Source organism: Heyndrickxia sp. FSL W8-0496, from assembly GCF_038007825.1.
Lineage (GTDB): Bacteria > Bacillota > Bacilli > Bacillales > Bacillaceae_C > Heyndrickxia > Heyndrickxia oleronia.
On the sequence record NZ_JBBOXX010000001.1, the window covers coordinates 3,484,455 to 3,502,564 of the forward strand.

17 protein-coding genes and 1 other annotated feature are annotated in these 18,110 nt (G+C 33.7%); of the genes, 7 read left to right on the forward strand and 10 right to left on the reverse strand.

The genetic code is table 11. From position 1 onward, the window contains the following. Nucleotides 1–30 precede the first annotated feature (30 nt). On the reverse strand, nt 31–1,887 hold the full coding sequence (locus NST63_RS17515) for a monovalent cation:proton antiporter family protein (RefSeq protein WP_242598125.1): 1,857 nt from the start codon (nt 1,885–1,887) through the stop codon (nt 31–33). A gap of 369 nt (nt 1,888–2,256) precedes the next feature. Between NST63_RS17515 and prpE the strand changes: the two genes are divergently transcribed. Beyond that, on the forward strand, nt 2,257–2,991 hold the full coding sequence (prpE, locus tag NST63_RS17520; protein WP_278890277.1) for a bis(5'-nucleosyl)-tetraphosphatase PrpE: 735 nt from the start codon (nt 2,257–2,259) through the stop codon (nt 2,989–2,991). A gap of 242 nt (nt 2,992–3,233) precedes the next feature. On the opposite strand, the gene NST63_RS17525 is transcribed toward prpE, so the two are convergent. From NST63_RS17525 to NST63_RS17535, 3 genes are read right to left on the reverse strand one after another with little or no spacing between them, the layout of a single operon-like run. Beyond that, nucleotides 3,234–4,103: an RluA family pseudouridine synthase gene (locus tag NST63_RS17525; RefSeq protein WP_341043118.1), complete on the reverse strand. Its 870-nt coding sequence runs from the start codon at nt 4,101–4,103 to the stop codon at nt 3,234–3,236. Between the two features lie 19 nt (nt 4,104–4,122). Then, entirely contained in the window at nt 4,123–4,917 is a 795-nt protein-coding gene (locus tag NST63_RS17530) for an NAD kinase (RefSeq protein WP_058004848.1), read from the reverse strand. A 31-nt stretch (nt 4,918–4,948) separates the two neighbouring features. Next, entirely contained in the window at nt 4,949–5,599 is a 651-nt protein-coding gene (locus NST63_RS17535) for a GTP pyrophosphokinase (RefSeq protein ID WP_058004823.1), read from the reverse strand. A 147-nt stretch (nt 5,600–5,746) separates the two neighbouring features. On the opposite strand from NST63_RS17535, the gene NST63_RS17540 reads away from it, so the two are divergent. The 4 genes from NST63_RS17540 (at nt 5,747) to NST63_RS17555 (ending at nt 8,523) form a co-directional block, all read left to right on the forward strand. Next, nucleotides 5,747–6,319 (forward strand): CYTH domain-containing protein, encoded by a 573-nt coding sequence (locus NST63_RS17540; protein ID WP_212942389.1) that lies wholly within the window; start codon nt 5,747–5,749, stop codon nt 6,317–6,319. A 112-nt stretch (nt 6,320–6,431) separates the two neighbouring features. Further along, nucleotides 6,432–7,073 carry a lytic transglycosylase domain-containing protein gene (locus NST63_RS17545; RefSeq protein WP_212942391.1) on the forward strand — a complete coding sequence of 214 codons (642 nt, stop codon included), beginning with the start codon at nt 6,432–6,434 and terminating at the stop codon, nt 7,071–7,073. A 179-nt stretch (nt 7,074–7,252) separates the two neighbouring features. Beyond that, nucleotides 7,253–7,654 (forward strand): globin domain-containing protein, encoded by a 402-nt coding sequence (locus NST63_RS17550; protein ID WP_212942392.1) that lies wholly within the window; start codon nt 7,253–7,255, stop codon nt 7,652–7,654. Next, entirely contained in the window at nt 7,651–8,523 is an 873-nt protein-coding gene (locus NST63_RS17555) for a ClpXP adapter SpxH family protein (RefSeq protein WP_341043123.1), read from the forward strand. The genes NST63_RS17550 and NST63_RS17555 overlap by 4 nt, the downstream gene beginning before the upstream one ends. Nucleotides 8,524–9,434: 911 nt before the next feature. Here the strand turns inward: NST63_RS17555 and pepF are convergent. The 5 genes from pepF to NST63_RS17580 all read right to left on the reverse strand — a co-directional run bounded on the left by pepF (nt 9,435) and on the right by NST63_RS17580 (nt 15,352). Continuing rightward, entirely contained in the window at nt 9,435–11,252 is a 1,818-nt protein-coding gene (gene pepF / locus NST63_RS17560) for an oligoendopeptidase F (RefSeq protein ID WP_341043125.1), read from the reverse strand. Between the two features lie 86 nt (nt 11,253–11,338). After that, on the reverse strand, nt 11,339–12,523 hold the full coding sequence (locus NST63_RS17565; protein ID WP_212942396.1) for a competence protein CoiA: 1,185 nt from the start codon (nt 12,521–12,523) through the stop codon (nt 11,339–11,341). A gap of 149 nt (nt 12,524–12,672) precedes the next feature. Beyond that, nucleotides 12,673–13,329: an adaptor protein MecA gene (gene mecA, locus NST63_RS17570; protein WP_058004816.1), complete on the reverse strand. Its 657-nt coding sequence runs from the start codon at nt 13,327–13,329 to the stop codon at nt 12,673–12,675. 706 nt (nt 13,330–14,035) lie between these two features. Then, nucleotides 14,036–14,431, reverse strand: coding sequence for a transcriptional regulator SpxA (spxA, locus tag NST63_RS17575; RefSeq protein ID WP_058004815.1), 396 nt, complete (start codon nt 14,429–14,431; stop codon nt 14,036–14,038). A 348-nt stretch (nt 14,432–14,779) separates the two neighbouring features. Beyond that, nucleotides 14,780–15,352 carry a GNAT family N-acetyltransferase gene (locus tag NST63_RS17580; RefSeq protein ID WP_212942401.1) on the reverse strand — a complete coding sequence of 191 codons (573 nt, stop codon included), beginning with the start codon at nt 15,350–15,352 and terminating at the stop codon, nt 14,780–14,782. A gap of 135 nt (nt 15,353–15,487) precedes the next feature. After that, nucleotides 15,488–15,736 (forward strand) — a binding site (T-box leader). A 128-nt stretch (nt 15,737–15,864) separates the two neighbouring features. Between NST63_RS17580 and trpS the strand changes: the two genes are divergently transcribed. Further along, nucleotides 15,865–16,854, forward strand: a complete 990-nt coding sequence (gene trpS / locus NST63_RS17585) for a tryptophan--tRNA ligase (RefSeq protein ID WP_058004813.1) — start codon at nt 15,865–15,867, stop codon at nt 16,852–16,854. Between the two features lie 149 nt (nt 16,855–17,003). Then, nucleotides 17,004–17,183, forward strand: a complete 180-nt coding sequence (locus NST63_RS17590; protein WP_341043127.1) for a hypothetical protein — start codon at nt 17,004–17,006, stop codon at nt 17,181–17,183. 45 nt (nt 17,184–17,228) lie between these two features. On the opposite strand, the gene NST63_RS17595 is transcribed toward NST63_RS17590, so the two are convergent. Then, complete coding sequence (locus NST63_RS17595) at nt 17,229–17,975, reverse strand: YjbA family protein (RefSeq protein WP_212942403.1); 747 nt, start codon at nt 17,973–17,975, stop codon at nt 17,229–17,231. Nucleotides 17,976–18,110: the final 135 nt, after the last annotated feature.

Sequence of the window (18,110 nt, forward strand, 5' to 3'; positions counted from 1 at the left end):
GAAATAACCAGCTTCTTTCTATTTTATAACCTAACACCATTCACAAAATTCTAATTCTCTCTTTAAATCATCTACATATTCGTTAGAACCGGTAACTATTAATCGATCATTCATATGCAATTCCGTATCTCCGTGTGGAACAATGGAGTCCTTTCCACGGAAAATCCGTACAAAGATGACATCTCCTGTAAATGGAAACTTCCTCAATGTCATGCCCTCGAATTCATGATTGAGCATATTAATTTCATGTAATGATGTATCTTGGTTTGTCAATATTTTCATTACACTCGGTGATTCGATCAGTGATCTCAACAAGGCTTGCGTTGAAAGCAATGTTGAAAATACCTCTACTTCTTGATTTCTCAGCATCTCTTGAAGATCCGGTGTCTCAATTCGTGCAATGACTCGTTCTACCTTCCGATGCTTTGCTTCAATCGCAAGTGGAGCATTTACTTCCTCGTCTCCAGACATTATCACAATAATATCAGATGAAAAAATACCTTCTGCTTCTAAAGTAGCAACCTCATAATCATGAATTTCTTTAACATTAAAAAGTGAACTCGCTATTTGTTTTTCTTCTTTGTCTAAAATCGTATGGTAGAGTGTTACCTCATATAATTTCGAACTTAACTCCCTTGTAACTGATAATGTCAGTTGGTTCGCTCCTACAAGTGAAACCTTTAATTTTCTCTCTTGTAAATTTTCCTTTGGAAAAATCTTTCGGAATAAAATCGGTGTAATGATACAAGTAATAACAGCTACTAATATGAATGTTCCACTCATTGCTGCTGTAATTGCCCCAATTCTTTCAGCAATTTTTGCTGCGGCAATCACTAATGATAATGTTGACGTTAGCAAGAATGCAGATGAGACAACAGTTTTAGTATCATACCATTTTTTCAATAAGAATACAGGAATAAACTTAGAGATCAAAAATGCTATTATCAATAATGGAATTAATAAGAGCAAGTGTTTATCGCTAAGTAGTGACCAAAGATCAAGATCAACCCCAACCATAACAAAGAATATAGGAATAAGGAAACCATACCCAAATGAATCAAGTTGGCGAATCATTTCCTGATTCGGTGCTAACAATGAGACAAGTGTTCCTGCTAAGAATGCCCCCAAAATATTTTCTGCTCCAACAGATTCTGAAAGTGCAACAAGAACAAGTATCAGGGTGAACACAGCTCTAGTTCCAATCTGTGTTGTTCCCCTTGAAAGCTTCTCAAAGAGAGCTCTTGTCTTAAATCGTTTTCCAATGAAATAAAGAAAAACCCCTGCAGCAAATAAAATCAATATTAACCATAAATTCCCTTCGCCACCACCTGTTAAAGAGACATAAACGGTTAGTAAAATCATCGTAACTAAATCTGCGATCACTGCAATTAACAAAATGATCTGACCAATTCCCGTTTTCATTATGTGGGCATCCTTTAATGTCGGTACAACCACACCTAATGAGATCGTAGAAATAATCAATGTTAACAACATGACATCATCCATTAATCCTATAAATACAAACAAATAGGCAAGTAGGATAGAAACGATTAGGATTCCAATAAATATGATGGTTGCTACCTTTAATCGATTCGGTTCCTTCTTCCCATTTGGCAAGGTTATTGACTTTTTCCCACCAGAAAATGCGGTAAAATCTATTTCTAAGCCACTTAAGAACATTAGAAAAATAAAACCTAAAGTCGATAATGTTTGAAGCCACATATCCTTCTCGATTAAATCAAATCCGCTTTTCCCTATTATTAAACCAACAATTATTTCACCAATTACTACAGGTATAACATTCAATTTAAAGCGGTGAAGTAACAGTGGTGTTAGGAACGCTGCTACAACTACTATTACAATTGAAGTAAGTGATCCACCTTCCATAATTCCTCCCCTTTCTTTTCTACTCTTTTCTCTATTAAGAACTAATAAAAATAGCTTGAAGATCAACAAGTCCTTCATTCCACTGAGAAAAGAGCTGTAAACTTCATAAGAACGCTGAACCCTTAATGAAGTGTAAAAAGCCAGTAGTGGAGCTTTTACAAAACAAAATGATACTAAAAGAAAACAGCCTTCTTTTTATATCTCAATATACTAACAAAACTTTTATTGCTTGTCGTTAAATAACCATTAAAATTTGTTACAATTTATTTTAACTATTTTTATATTTCCACTAATTATTGTTATTTTGCATGAAACCTAAAAGAATCATAAAAAATATAGTAAAAAATGATGTAACTAAGGAGACTTGGGATGAAAATAGATATTATTGGTGATATACATGGATGTTACGAAGAATTTTACAATCTAACGATAAAACTTGGATATGATTGGAGTTCCGGCTACCCTATCCATGACCAAAGAAAACTAGGTTTTGTTGGTGATTTAACAGATCGTGGACCACACTCATTAAAAATTATTGAAATTGTATGGAAGCTGTGGAACCAACAGCTTGCCTATTATGTACCTGGAAATCATTGTAATAAACTCTATCGTTACTTTTTAGGAAGGAAAGTTCAAATCACACATGGATTAGAAACGACCGTGGCTGAGCTTGAAGCATGCACGAAAAAAGAAGAAAATCATTATAAAAAAATGTTTATGCAGTTATATGAGGAATCACCACTTTATCAAGTGTTAGATCATAAAAAACTACTTATTGCTCATGCTGGCATAAAGGAAGATTACATAGGTAAATTCCATAAAAGTGTTAAAACCTTTGTTTTATATGGAGATATTAGCGGGGAAAAGCATGAAGATGGATCACCTGTTAGAAGAGATTGGGCCAAGCAGTATACAGGTAAGCCATTCATCGTCTACGGCCATACACCTGTATGTAAGGCAAGATTTGTGGGAAACACAGTGAACATTGATACTGGAGCCGTCTTTGGTGGACAACTAACTGCACTACGCTATCCGGAGATGGAAGTTGTATCTGTCCCATCCTCCATGCCTTTTGTTTCGGAGAAGTTTCGAACATTTAATTGAATTTTCCGTATAGCCGTTCCCTTATTTGTGAGATTATAACTTTTGGTTGCGGACATAGGTACCGGTATTGGGTCAAATAGCGTACATCCTCTTTACTTTTTCGCAAATATTGTACCTAATGTCCGTTCAACTCCTAGTTTACGATAAGTAAACAGACTATTTTTTTCTATTTTGCTTTTATAAAAGCCCTACCGAATGATTTTACACTCTTAACACTGTCCGACTGTGTATAAATAAATAATTCAGTCAAATGGGAACTTGCTATGAAAGATAAATTGCTGCTTTGAGATCGGATGGCAAAATTCTAACTGACTGCAATGCAAAGCTTGCCGATCATATTTTGAGATATCTCCCCCATATAATTCATCCCCTAACAAAGGATGTCCTATATAAGACATGTGAACACGAATTTGATGAGTTCTCCCTGTGTCTAGCCATATTTTTAAATGGCAAAAATCTTTGTACTGCTTTAACACTTCAAAATTCGTGCGCGCACTTTGACCATCTGCTCTTACTTCTCTTTCAATAATACTTGTGTCTTTACGGCCGATTGGTGCATCGATCGTTCCGCTTCGATTACCCATTACGCCGCTAACAAGAGCTTCATATGTCCGTTTGATATGGCGTTTTTGCTGCATTTGGCTTAATAAATGATGCATATAACGATGTTTCGCCACTAGAACTAACCCCGATGTATTTCGATCAAGACGAGTGACAATATGAACTGTTGCTTCTATCGACTTTTTCTGATAATAACCGATAATTGCATTAGCAAGACTTCCATTCGGATGCTCTCTGGAAGGTATAGTATTCATGAAAGGAGGCTTCTCAATGACTAATATATCTGAATCCTCATAGCGAATATCTAATGCTATGTCTTCACCGATTAATGTTTCACTGCTTTTTTCTGGCGGAAAAATAATATCAAGACTATCCCCACTACGTAAATGGTAGAGAACATTTTCTTCCCTACCATTCACTAAAATTCTTCCACCAGAGAATTTAATATCCGTTAGTTGTCTTCGTGATATATACTGCTCACTTAAAAATTGTTTAATGGTTTTTCCTTCATCTTTACTATCTATGAACCATTGTAATGAGTATGATGCCACTGTAATCCTCCGTTATCATTTAATCAGCAATAAATGAATCATGCACTCTTTTCCAAAATGGAAATGGACGAAAACGGGCAAATCGAATTTTTTCATCCGCGACACGGAATTGAATTGATTTTACATCTTTATGTAATAGAGTCAGATGGTCAATCGTGATCATAAAATCCTGTTCTCGCACAGGCTTTAACGTACAGGTGTGATGACCAGGAAAGATTAATGGAGACCCAATTGTTCTAAAGACTCGATTATTAATTGATGCCATCTCAGCTAATTGAATTGCCTTTAGTGAAGGATGAATTATCGCTCCACCAAGGGCTTTATTATATGCTGTGCTTCCCGATGGAGTTGAAATACACAAACCATCTCCACGGAATCGTTCAAAATGTTGCCCTCTTACCTCTATATCCATTACTAATGTACCTTCGACGCATTTAACGGTGGACTCATTTAAAGCTAAATATCTAGTTTCTTTCCCACCATGTTGGTACCTAATAATAACTTCAAGTAAAGGGTATTCCACCACTTGGTAAGGTGTTTTAGCAATGGCAATAACTAACTTCTCGATTTCTTCTGGAACCCAGTCGGCATAAAATCCTAAATGACCAGTATGTATTCCAACAAATGCGGTCTTATCTAATCGTGAACTATAACGATGGAAGGCATATAGTAATGTACCGTCTCCACCAACAGAAATAACGATATCTGGCTGTGATTCATCATATTCTAGACCAAAATCTTGTAAGTATGTACGGATTTTATGCATTAAGCGATTCGATTCTGCATTTCCTTTTGAAGTAATTGAAAACTTCATATCCACTCACCTTCTCCCCTGACAATTGTTTCTATTCCATAGTCTTCTTCGTTCCACTTTTATGTTTTTCTTTATTTTTCGTAAAAAATACCTGAGCCTCCTGTATTTCTTCACGGATCTCAGACATTTCTTCATCAAGTAGGAATGCTGCTTCTGCTGCTCGTTGAAGACGCATTTTTATGTCTTCAGGAAATTGCCCTCGATATTTATAATTTAATGAATGCTCAATGGTTGCCCAGAAATTCATCGCTAAGGTTCTGATTTGAATTTCGGCTAAAATTCTTTTTTCACCATGAATCGTTTGGACTGGATATTCAATCACTACATGGTAGGATCTATATCCACTGGGCTTATTATTTGAAATATAATCTCTTTCTTCAATAATTTTAAAATCATTTCTCATTCTTATCAATTCGACTACCTTTTTTATATCATCCACAAATTGACACATCATTCGAAGACCTGCTATATCTTGCATTTCTGATTCTAATTGATCAAGAGGAATGCCCTTTTGCATTGCTTTATCTAAAATACTCGCAATTGGTTTTACACGTCCTGTTACAAACTCAATTGGCGAGTGAATATGTTCCTGTTCAAACTGAGTACGCATACCTTTTAATTTAATCTTAAGCTCATCTACCGCTTGCTTGTAAGGAGCCAAAAACTGATCCCAATGATTCATTCCCATCACCTCTAACACAAAACTCAATATGGAGACCATTTTCCTTTTCATTATCATTTTACCATATTTCTAGATTGCACACGCAAGACAACAATTGATAAAATGCATGTAGACATGAATTATACTATGAGACTATAGGAGAAAAAAATGAGTAGTGAAATTGAAATTGAATTTAAAAACATCGTTACTGAATCAGAATTTGAACAAATTAAAAGCACATTTTCAGTAAAAGATCAGGATTTTCACAGTCAGGATAATTATTATTTTGATACTCCATCCTTTTTATTAAGAGAAAAAAACTGTGCCCTAAGGATACGACATAAAAAGGATGTCTATGAATTAACACTAAAACAGCCTGCTGATGTTGGATTATTAGAAACTAATGAAATCATCACTCAGAGTGAATTTAACGAAATGATTTCTATTGGAAAACTTCCAAACAATGAAGTACGGACTAAGCTTGAAGGAATGAACATACCATTTGATGACTTAACATATTTTGGTTGTTTAACGACCAAACGCGCTGAAAAAAAAGTGTTAAATGGATTACTTGTATTTGACATTAGTTCCTATTTAAATGTAACAGATTATGAGATAGAATATGAAGTGACTGACTATCACCAAGGAAAGAAGAATTTTCAATTATTAATGAATCAACTAAACATTCCGATTCGAAAAACCGATAATAAAATTGTACGATTCTATAAGGCTCTTTTCTAATACTTTTTATTAAAGGTTAACCATATCGAAAAAAAGAGCTCGAGGCCTGATTTTTTAAAGGATTATTCTAAGTGCGAAAGCAACAATCTATAAATAAAAGAGGAACAATGAAATGACAACAGTTAACCAATTTAGAACATTATTAGAGCTTCAAGCATTTCAAAATTTTTCAAACTCAACACCTTCACAAAGTTTTGATACTAGTTCACTCTTCCAAGAGGTATTAGCAAGTGTATTACAAAACTCTTTAAATTCTACAAGCGAGGAGAACCAATCCTCCAGTCTATATCGTTCATTAAGCACTCCACTGCCAATGAATTTCAATTATACGCAGGTAAAGTCTACACCAATGAATGCCGTAAAACAAATCACTGCTCCTAAAGATATTGAAGCTATTATTCAAAAGGCAAGTGAGCAATTTAATTTGCCTACAAAATTAATCCAGTCAGTGATTCATCAAGAATCTGGCTTCAACACAAATGCTGTTAGTCGATCTGGTGCAGCAGGCTTAATGCAACTTATGCCATCTACAGCCAAAAGCTTAGGGGTAACCAACGTATTTGACGCCGAGCAAAATGTATTGGCTGGAAGCAAATATTTAAAAAGCATGATGGATCGATACAATGGAAATGTTTCATTAGCGCTTGCTGCTTATAATGCCGGACCAGGAAATGTGGACAAGTATGATGGAATTCCTCCATTTAAAGAAACACAAAATTACGTAAAAAAGGTAACAGATCATTTTTATAGTTAATATTTACGAAAACGCTATTCCTATTGATGAATAAGAGTAGCGTTTTTTTATGTCTATTCTGGATATTTTGCGCCAAAAAACAAAATATAATAATGAAAAAGCGATTTGTTTGAGTTATTTTACTCCCATTGCTACAATAAACGTACATGATCAATTATATATTAAAAGGAGATATTCATATGGTAGGTAAACGTATTGTACCGTATGAGGTAATCGGGGAAAAAGCACTGCATAATCTTGTTGATGCATTTTACTCTAAAGTAGCGAAACATCCCGATCTAATCCCAATTTTTCCAGATGACTTATCGGAAGTTGCACAAAAACAAAAAATGTTCTTAACTGAATACTTAGGTGGACCGAAACTTTATACTGAAGTACATGGGCATCCAATGATGCGGGCGCGCCATCTTCCACATGAGATTACACCAACACGTGCGAGAGCGTGGTTATCATGTATGAGTGAAGCAATGGATGAAATAAAATTAGATGGAACAATACGTGATGAGTTTTTTTCTAGATTAGTACTTACCGCAAGGCATATGGTCAACACACCTGACACATTGATAGGTGAAGAAAATTGAAAGATAATCTACTTCCTAACTATCATTGCTGTTTAAATGCAGAAAAGAAGCCTTTGGAAATTTATATATTTGTTGATCCGTTATGTCCTGAATGTTGGGCATTAGAGCCAATCATCAAAAAGCTACAGCTTGAATACGGGAAATACTTCCGCTTAAAGCATGTTTTAAGCACCGATCTAACCCGATTGAATGTCAGCTCTAAGAAGTATGAATCAATTGCACAGCTTTGGGAGAAAACAGCAAATAGAACTGGAATGTCATGTGATGGAGATCTCTGGTTTGAAAACCCTATTTCAACCCCCTATCTTCCATCTATTGCTATTAAAGCGGCTGAATTACAGGGAAGAAAAGCGGGTATCAGGTTTCTGCGAAAAGTCCAAGAGGTTTTGTTTCTGGAAAAGCAAAATGTATCGAATTTAGATATTCTTACTGAGTGTGCTCGGAGTATCAACTTAGATATTGATGAATTTTTGAATGATATCCATTCAGATAGTGCCGCAAAAGCTTTTCAATGTGATTTAAAAATACTATCTGAAATGGAAGTAAGTGAAATTCCTTCACTTGTATTTTTCAATGAAAATATTGAAGATGAAGGATTAAAAATCACCGGTCTTTATCCATATAAGGTTTATGTTCAAATTATTCAAGAAATGCTAGATGAAAAACCAGTGCCCGCCCAGTTACCATCATTGGAACAGTTTCTAAAAATATTTAAGCTTGTAGCTTCTAAGGAAATAGCAATGGTCTATGATATGTCAATTACTGAGGTAGAAAAAGAATTAAAAAAATGGGTATTACAACAGAAGGTAAGAGTAATAAAAGGGAAATACGGTACTTTTTGGAGCTATATTGATAAAGAAACTAAATAGGTTATCGTTAATAATAAAAGTACAAGTGCTTTGGTTAGTCTCAACAAGCAAATGTTCCAGGAAGGTTGATTTTTACCTTCCTAAAAGGAGTATCGATTTCTGGATTTTCCCAATCAAGTCTGTTCTTTATTGGACCTCAAGGGTCTAGGCGATGGACCGTATCAAGACTGCCTTAACTTTAGAAACTGTGCTAAAGTTTTCATATTCAATAAAAAAAGAATTTGGCTAAGCGTCAAATTCTTTTTTTTAAGCTTTTTTGCTATTTAGATACTAATATAATAGATCGGCAAGTCTTTCACTTCACTGAGAAAAGAGCTGCAAACCATATAAGAACAATCAAACCTTTATTTTATAAGGTGTATAGGACGGTAATATGGCTTTTACAAAAGCAGCAAACTTTACGAAAACAGCCCTTGTTTAAACACCAAGGTTTTAAAGCATAAGAAAAAGGCCTTGCAAATACAAGGCCTTTTTCAACACGAACAAAGGGGATGGGAGAAATTTTTCACGGTCAAACAAAGGGGTATATGTTTGTTTGTGATCAACTTCACACCCTTACTATAGCATGATTTAACTTGTATGTGCAAGTCTATGTTAAGACTTTCACAATATTGTCAAAAACAAGTGATAATGCAATCCGATTGATCATATGCTTATATAAGAGAAAGAATATTCGGAAGGAGTTTGCTTTCAAATGAAAAAATTTATGATTCCCATGTTCAGTGTTTTTATCCTCCTTGCATTTTGTATGAACATTCTTGGACTCATGAAGCTCCTTCCCCTTTTTATTACGAGTCCGATTCTCTTTATAGCGTTATTTATTTTTCTTCTTTACTTAAACAACCGAAATCAATTTCGTGGTTTCCATTAAGAGAGGGTGCCAATTTACTGGCACCCTCTCTTTCCTTATATTATGATAATAAGCTTTCAAGCTCATTAAGTTTTTCTTCAAACACCTTCAATGCTGCTTCAATTGGTTGTGAAGAAGTCATATCCACGCCTGCTTTCTTTAGCACTTCAATTGGATAATCTGAACTACCCGCAGATAAGAAGTTCTTAATATAACGTTCAACTGCAGGTTCCCCTTCTTCAAGAATTTGAGCACTTAATGCAGTTGCAGCACTAAAACCTGTTGCATATTGATAAACATAATAATTGTAGTAGAAATGTGGAATTCGTGACCATTCTAATCCAATTTGTTCATCAATAACAATATCATCTCCACCGAAATATTTTTTATTTAGCTCATAATACTCTTTCGTTAGCATTTCGGCAGTTAATGCTTCTCCATTTTGTTCCTTTTGATGGATTAAATGTTCAAACTCTGCAAACATCGTTTGACGGAAAACTGTACCTCTGAAGCCTTCTAGATAATGATTGAGTAAATAAATTCTCTTTTGCTCATCATCAATCGTTTTTAATAAATAATCATTTAGTAAAGCTTCATTACATGTAGAAGCCACTTCAGCAACAAAAATAGAGTAGTCCCCATACGTATATGGCTGATTTTTTCTTGTATAATAGCTATGAACACTGTGACCAAATTCATGTGCTAAGGTAAAGAGATTATTCACATTGTCCTGCCAGTTCATCAGTATATAAGGATTTGTTCCATATGCTCCTGATGAATAGGCTCCACTACGTTTCCCTTTATTTTCAACCACATCAACCCATCGATTATCAAAGCCTTCTTTTAAGATCCCTTGATATTCTTCTCCTAATGGGGCAAGACCTTTCAAAACCATTTCCTTTGCTTCTTCATATGTTACTTTCATTTCTACATCTTTTACAAGAGGTGTATACAAATCATACATATGTAATTCATCAACACCTAATACCTTTTTACGCAGCTTCACATACTTATGTAAAAGATGAAGATTCTTGTTAACGGTATTCACTAGATTATCATAAACACTTTCAGGTATATTATTATTTGATAATGCAGCTTCACGGGCAGATTGATAATTTCTTACTTTTGCATTGAAGTTATCTCGTTTTACTTGACCACCTAATGTACTAGCAAATGTATTTTTAAAATTACCGTATGTTTCATATAGCTTTTCAAATGCTTCTTTACGAACACGTTGATCAGCACTTTCTAAGAAACGAGTATAACGACCATGTGTGATTTGCACTTCTTCCCCATTCTCATCTTTAATGGTTGGAAATTCAAGATCCGCATTATTTAACATACCAAACGTATTACTAGAAGCATTCATCACTTCTGCTGCTTGCGCCAATAAAGCTTCTTGATCTGCAGATAATACATGTGGTCTTTGGAGATTAATTTGTTCAAGTGCATGTTTGTACACTTGTAATTCAGTTTTTTCATTTAGAAAACTTGCTAATTTATCCTCATCAATAGATAAAATCTCTGGAACTAAGTAAGCAAATGCGCTCCCCATTTCAGCAAGGAGACTATTCATGCGGCTATCTAAACCTTGATAAAATGAATTGGTAGTATCTTGGTCACTACGCATATGAGAGTATGCATATAACTTACCCAATCTTTCAGCTACCTCATCTTGAAAGGTTAATGCTTCGAAAAGTTTTTCTGCATTATCTCCTAGTTTCCCTTTAAATTGCTCTGCACTTGGTAATAATTCCTTTACTTCTTTATATTCCTTATCCCAAGCTTCATCACTGGCAAAAATATCTTCTAATCTCCAAGTTAGCTCTTCCTGAACCTCATTTCGGCTTGGTAGTGATTTTGTTGTTGTATTAGTCATTATGATGCCTCCATTCTTTCGAAAATCGAAATTTATATCTATAATAACATTCTATGCGAAATGAAAAAATCCTGCAAAAAATATGATTATTCACTATATAATTTCTTTTCCATCTCTTCTTCAAGCTTTACTATATCCTCTATATTGTTTGGAATGGAAATTGATTTATTCATCTGAAACTTTCCTTTTTGAATTTCATTTAAATGACCTAAATAGGTGAGTTTTTTTAGATAATGGTAGATCATTTGCTTAGTAAAATTATGATTTATTAGTGGAAGTCGTCTCATTTTTATATGTTTTCTTTGTATACGTTTTTGAAATATCCTTTCCAGATTTGACAGAATAATCATTCCCCCTATTTTTGTATGAATAAAGCCGTCGGTCCAAAGATAATATTGCCATTCGATCGGGTGAGACTTACATATGCCCATGAAATTTACGGGAATACCAATTTGAGGTGGCAATAGCAGTGGAGAATGGTTGTTATAGTAAATAGCATTTAGGAAAGGATCCTTTAAGTTCTTCGCATAGATCATCTTTTTTTGCACCCATTTTCTCTTTTCATTTAACCAAAAATGAAAATCAATATTGATGGAATTGGTTGAAAAATTAAATGGAAAGTCAAGCTTTGAAAGTGGAAGTGTGGCTTGCTTTGCTAATACTTTTGTTGCAGTCACGGGGGTAAGATGGGATAGCAGGGAGAAATTTTTTGTATTGGGGTCATAACTAAAAAGATGTATTTGATCATCTCTATTAAACTGGGTAAATGCCCAGTGAAAGTCATTTAACTGATATATTTTCATTAAGTGGTGATTCCCTTTATTATCAAACGTTCCACCAAAGATCCAAAAGGGTTCTATACCTACAGAATTATAACACCTGCTTCGTTTAATCATATCATCTAACGGTATGGAAGAGCATTGATATTCAATTGCATATATTTTTCGCTTTTTCCATACCAATAAATCTGGTCGTTGTTGTATTTTAGGTAGATACTTTTCCACCTCTACAGTCAAACCTTTATAATGTAGCCACTTAAATAAATCAATTTTTCCCTGTAGATGGAATGCACTCTCTGGTTCCGAGGTTGAACCACAATTTGCAAATGGAAGATGTGAAAAATGAGGAATTTTTACATTTCCTTTTTTTAGGACTACTTTCTCCTTACAATGTGGACAGAAAAAGGGTTGATCTTTGTTGAGGCACATTCCTTTTTCCTGAGAAAAGATTAAATTAACTAACTCTCCAGTTTCATTTAATGCCGTAAGCATGTTTAATTTATCACCATCCTTTCTTACTACTATTCGATGGATTCAATTAAAAGTCCTACTAGAAACAGCGATTGACTTAATCATTTTTAGTTTTAAAAAAACACAAACAAAAAGGATGAGCGTTTTTAAAGGCCCATCCTCATTTTTTATTAATGAAAATATTTATTAATAGTTGCAAATACATTTTCATCAATAATTAGATTACCATATTCCTGGAGACGATGTACGGTTAAAGACGATTCATCTCCATATTCAAGTAGAATACTTAATAAATTATCAATATCCTCTTCCTCGAATAAATCATCTGGAAACTCAACATATAGATAATATTTATTTTTGAATGAAAATAATTTTGTTTGTAATTCATCCAATTCAGTTCTCTTGGATAATGAGATTACATCTTCAAATTCTTTGAAGCCCAACATAAATTCTAATGTATCATTATCATCTAAAAATTGCTTGGATTGAAAATGCTCATCAAGAAATTCTTCTATCCGATCATTGATAGGTAAATCCTTTAATTTCTCCTCAGAAATTGGTAATTCAAATCGTTGACCATCATTAGAAAGCTGTGCCTTAGTAACAAGTACTTCTAAGCCTTTATCCAATGCTTGAACTTGGATCCATAAAGGACCTTCGGGAACAAATTCTTCTTCATGATGAATTTCATCCATCATTTCCCAAAAGAGTTCTTCACTTCTTTCACGATCATACCAAATTTCTTCGCGATTAAAGCCTCTTTCCTCAATATCGACATAAGATATATAAAACTTAACAGTATTCTCGTTAATTCGTTCAATTTCCATACATCAACTCTCCCTTCTATTTGAAAGTTATGAAGGGACTGTTCCCCCATAAAAGGCCAGTGTATGATAGTTAATAAAAGTTGCTATATTTTGAAAAACTTCCACTTTAATAAATAATATTTTACACTTGTACTCCTATTTTATGATAAAAGTGAGTTAATTGGAAATAAAATATCTTCCCAATTTTAAAATCCACTAATACCCATAAAAAGATGAAGCTAGCTATTTAATATTAATCTTATTAAAAGCTTCTTTTTTTGCATGCATAGTGTTTTTTTCATATAGCTAGGTTGGTGTAATTTGATGCTTTTGTCAAAGCCCGACTGTCTGCTTTTACACCTAATAAATGAGTCAGCAGTTCTTATATAGATTGTGGCACTTTTCTCAGTAATATAAAAGGTGTAGCAATCTTCAACCATTAATTATTATTTAAAACCTAACTCCATTAGTAATAATGTTTCAGAAAAGAGCATTCCATATAGACTTTTAGTAAATTCCTACTGCCGAATTTTACAACATAGCAACAGAGTGTTAGTTATGTGCTTATTGTTTTGCTAATTTTAGCTGATTTATATAAATTATTCAAGACAAAATTTTCTGTAAAATAATCAATAGACTCCAAGCATGTTATGAAACAAAACGCCTTCATCCAATTAATGCTGGTATGAAGGCGTTTAGCGATAAAAAACATTTATTTAAATCTAATTTAGTTTACAAGTTTCTGTGCCTCGATTAATTGGTAAGTACGAACTTTACGCGGTAAGAAACGACGTATTTCATCCTCATTATACCCAACTTGAAGACGTTTTTCATCAACTAAGATTGGACGTCTAAGCAATCCTGGATTTTTTTGGATTAATTTATATAACTTTTGCAGTGGATATGTGTCTAAATCTACATTTAACTTTTGGAAAGTTTTTGAACGAGTAGAAATAATTTCGTCTGTACCGTCCTCAGTCATTCTCAAAATACCTTTAATTTCATCTAAACTAAGTGGTTCAGAAAAAATATTTCTCTCTTTATATTCAATGTTATTTTCCTCTAGCCAAGTTCTTGCTTTCCTACATGATGTACAACTAGGTGAAGTGTATAATGTTACCATTTATCATTCACACTCCTTAACTATATTTTGTATTCATCATTCAATACAAATGATGAATAAGGATTTTATATTTATAGTAATAAATTTAAAATCATTGTCAATTTAGCTTATAATACACTCATTTAGATTAAAATGACTTTAAATTAAAAATCTATATTATGTATTATACACTATTTGTACAATAAAGAATATAGTTTTTCAAAAAATGAGTTTCGTCCCTTATAAAAATGACAGCCCTGTGACAATAGTCATATAGATGTGTTGCCAAATAACTACACCCTACATCGTATATTTCCTATAATAACAACTCCTATTTTCTATCATTGATTATCAATCTCAATCACTATTTTATAAATCATTTAAAATATCTTCATGATTATTTTCATTAAAAGTTACAACATCATGTACTGGTTCATATGAGGCACCATAGAATTTTTCATCTTTATAGGTATGAATGAGATTATAGGTTTTTACAACCGCTTCATATATTTCCTCCTCATTGCCATGTCCTGGGGACCAATAGAGAATTTCCATTTTATTCACTTCGTTTGTAGCCAATGACCTACGAGCGTAACCGATGGATGACGCATGCTCAAACCCTTCCCGTTTATAGAACTTTAATCTTTTTTCAGTATCTGAATCCTCATAGTTTACTGGTTCTACCTCAAGAATAATTGGTTTTTCCTTTTTCTTCATTTTTTCCATCAATTTATGGCCAATACCTTGCCCTCGGGATTCTTTTGAGACAAAAAGATAATCGATAAAAATAAAGTTTGGCAGTTCTGCATACATTAATACATGATAAGGCCCTTCATCTTTATGATAAATATCCTTTCTTTCCTTTAATAGAGCTTCCATATGCTCTTTTGATTTCATTTCCTCTATGGGAAAATATTGATTGAGCTTTTCATACCAATGCATTCATTTATTTCCTCTCTATTACTTTTATGATTATATTACCCATCACATTTTCCTTTAAACCGAATTCCAATTAATTTTCCCTTTTTATTGACATTTTGTTCCCTCTCGGATATACTATGGTAAAATTTTATTATTGTTATAGCTATGATAAAGAATAGTACATTTGATTTTTGCTTTTTAGAGAGTTTGTGGTTGGTGAAAACAAACAAGCGAAGCTTATGGAATGGACTTTGGAGCATCAAAAATGAACGGATTTTTTGATCTTATTAGTTTTTGGCGATTAATCTCTCGTTAACGAGATTCCATGTTTTAACACATGGTACTAAGCTGGCTAATTTTTTAGCACTTAGGGTGGCACCGCGGATCAAACCATTCGTCCCTACTTTTATAGGGATGAATGGTTTTTTTGTTGTTTGGAGAAAAAGGACTAATCTTGAGAATTCTATATAGGGTTCTCAAGAAATAACTCCATACTAAAATGTCAATCAAGAAACATAGGAGGAATAAACAATATGAAAACAATTTTCTCAGGGATTCAGCCCTCAGGCACCATTACATTAGGAAACTATATCGGAGCATTAATGCAATTTGTCGAGCTTCAAGATGAATATGATTGTTATTTCTGTATTGTCGATCAGCACGCTATCACTGTTCCTCAAGACCGATTAGTGCTTCGAAAAAACATTCGCAGTCTAGCTGCACTTTATATCGCAGTTGGGATTGATCCAGAAAAAGTTACTCTTTTCGTTCAATCAGAAGTTCCTGCACACGCACAAGCTGCATGGATGTTGCAATGTGTTGCCTATATTGGTGAATTAGAACGTATGACACAATTTAAAGATAAATCCCAAGGTAAAGATTCAGTTACTGCCGGTTTATTAACTTATCCACCATTAATGGCAGCAGATATTTTACTTTACAATACGGATCTCGTCCCAGTGGGTGAAGACCAAAAGCAACACCTTGAATTAACAAGAGATTTAGCTGAAAGATTTAATAAAAAATATAATGATATTTTCACGATACCAGAGGTTCGCATACCGAAAGTCGGAGCCAGAATTATGTCTTTACAAGATCCAACAAAGAAAATGAGTAAGTCTGATCCAAATACGAAAGGATTTATTTCATTGCTTGATGATCCAAAGACAATCGAAAAGAAAATTAAAAGTTCAGTTACAGATTCAGATGGAGTTGTTCGTTTTGACAAGGAGAATAAAGCAGGAATATCCAATCTGTTATCCATTTATTCTATTATCGATAACCGACCAATTGATGATATTGTTTCCGAGTATGAAGGCAAAGGATACGGCGAATTTAAAAGCGGCCTGGCAGAAGTTCTCGTTAAAAAACTTTCAGCCATTCAAGAAAGATATTATCAATTAATCGAATCTGATGAGCTGGATAGAATTTTAGACATGGGTGCTGAAAAAGCAAATAAAGTAGCTAGTAAAATGGTGAAGAAAATGGAAAATGGTATGGGCTTAGGGAGAAAGAGAAGATAATCTTCATTGCTGTCGAAAATTTCGGCAGCCTTTTTTATTCATATTATGGAGATATTTAAATAATTTACAATTTTTTATCGATTTAGGAGGATTTTTCAAAAATGATATCGAATTATTTAAATAATCAAAATATAAGGAGGTGATATACGGTGAAAAAAACATTTCTTTCTATCCTTTCAGGTATTTTATTACTAACTTGCTTATCCTTCACACCTATAGTACAAACCGTAAATGCTTCTTCAAACAAGGAGAAAATTTCAGATGGTGGAGGTAGTCCTGCTCCAAAACCTAAATGTAATAATAAAGGAACTTGTCAGGGTACAAATTAAAACGAAAAAATTAGGCTAGTAAAATTTTAGCCTAATTTTTTTATTTTAATTAACTTTCGGTCCATGTTCTAACTCCCATAACTTTTCAAAAAAAGGTTGTCCCTTAATTAAATTCTCACATAGATTAGAGTGTTTCTCTGTCCATCCATACTTTACATCTTCATAGAGTCGTTTCCAGACATCCTCAAAATCCATTACTTGGATTTCCGCATAAAGCTCGGGTGACCATTCAGTATACCAGTAACGTATTTCCGCGGCGTTTTTAGAAGAATATAATTGATCTAACGCCATAAAAAGTAATTGTTTGAGTTGTCTTTCTTTTCTTGTGAGCCCGCACATAATTTCAGGATTAGGTGAGAGAATATGATGCTCTTTGATTGTCTGTTCTTTTTCAAAATTATATTTCGCCGGTTCATGCTGACCAATCATCTCATAAACTAATTGTTCTTGTCGTGGAATTAATCTACTTTTTCTTATTGGAATATTATAACCAATCGTATCTACTGCCAATATCCCTTTACCATCAGTAATAACAAAACAATAATCCAGTTGTACACGTTCATGATTTTTTCTTAAAAAGGCTTTTTGGTATACTTCATTCATCATTTCCGAAGGAAGTTCACTCAAATCATTTTCTATGTAATTAAATAATACGGGTTCAACGAATAGAAGTGGGACCTGATCTAATAATTCTATCGTATCATCCCTTCTCCATTCATGAAAATGGCAAATATTATATCCATTTTCTTCCCCTTCAAACCAATTTACCCACACATCATGAAGATACAGCATTTTATTAACCCCCTTGCATCAACTGTTTATCCAACAGTATGGGCAAAGGGAAGTAAAAATATTCCTCGCCTAACAGAATAATGATAATGGAATTTTGTTAAATAAATTAAAATAAAAATAAAAAACCCCTACCAT